The sequence below is a fragment of the Nocardia sp. NPDC058666 genome, assembly GCF_042714895.1.
Lineage (GTDB): Bacteria > Actinomycetota > Actinomycetes > Mycobacteriales > Mycobacteriaceae > Nocardia.
In genome coordinates, this window is record NZ_JBHXRY010000092.1 from 1 (window position 1) to 1,171 (window position 1,171).

The 1,171-nt window shown below is 72.8% G+C and carries 1 protein-coding gene; it reads right to left on the reverse strand.

The window, feature by feature from the left end:
• Positions 1–449 (reverse strand): hypothetical protein (locus tag ACFWVD_RS28700; protein WP_379248036.1); only part of this gene is annotated, 449 nt, incomplete at its 3' end.
• Positions 450–1,171 lie beyond the last annotated feature (722 nt).

A 1,171-nucleotide genomic window follows, 5' to 3' on the forward strand; every position in this document is an offset into this window, starting at 1 on the left:
GCCACTTGGAGGAAGGTGGTGCGGGTGCCGTACCCCCAGTGCGCGCGGCGGGCGGCAGCGGTGGCCAGGCCGAGCGTTTGCGCACGGTGGTGCGCCGTCGGGTCGGCGGCGACGCGCAGGAGGAACGGCACGGCCAGGGGGGCCGCGGAGCCGACGGTGCCCTGGTGGACCAGGCTGCTCCGCAGCCGGCCCAGGGCGTGGTCCGCCGCCTCGGCGTCCGAGCGCAGCCGGGCCAGCAGCCCGGGTACGTCGTCGGCCGAGCCGTAGGCGTGCCCGAAGCGGCTCCACGGCACCTCGTCGAGACGGAACTCGTCCTTGACGTGCTGCGGCATGGCCGCGATCACCGTGCGCACGTCGAGTGGAGTGCCTTCGTACGACTCGATCCCGTTCCTGCGCACCTGCTCGTGATCGAACACCAGCTCCTCGGCCGCCGTCACACGTCTCCCCATCCGCTCTTCTCCCCTGTTCGAAGATCGAGTATCCGGCACCGGGCCCGGTGGGCGGACCAGGCATTCGGGTCGCCACGGCATGGTGCCTGGCCGACGGAGCGGTGCGCCGGGATGCTGGTGGCCGAACGAGGCAGGAGAAACCGTGGACGAACCCGGCTTCCAGGGTGCCCGGAGTTCGGCTTCCACCGGTGCGAGCCGTGGTGTTGCCGGCGAGCCCGGGGTCATCGGCATCGCGCTCGGGGCGGTACTGACCGCCGTCCTCGCACAGGGTTCGTGGCAGTGGTTCGCCACGTACATCGGGGTGACGCTCCTTACCGTGCTCCTCACCCTCTACCGGCTTCCGCGGTGGACGCCCGCGCCCGGTCTCCGCTCTGCGTCAGGAGGCCCAGAACCATACGGCCGTTGCCGACTGCTTGTCCGCCACGACGACGCTGTGGTTGCCGGTGTACGCGGCCGGGGCGGCCCTGCCGGTGGGGCTGGGCGCCTACTGCGTGGATCGGGTACGGGCGACGAGGAGCGGGGAAGGCGGCGCCCGCACCGGCCCCGGCCCTGGCCGGCCGTAGGCCTGCTTCCGGCAGCGCTCCGTCGGCGTTCAGGAGGTGACGTCGTCGGTGCCGGTGTGGTCGAGGACGGCGGCGACGATCGTCGGCCAGTCGGCCCGGTCGATGCCGTGGCCCGCGTCCGCCAGAGCCAACAGCCGTGCGGCGGGGATCTGTTGTGCG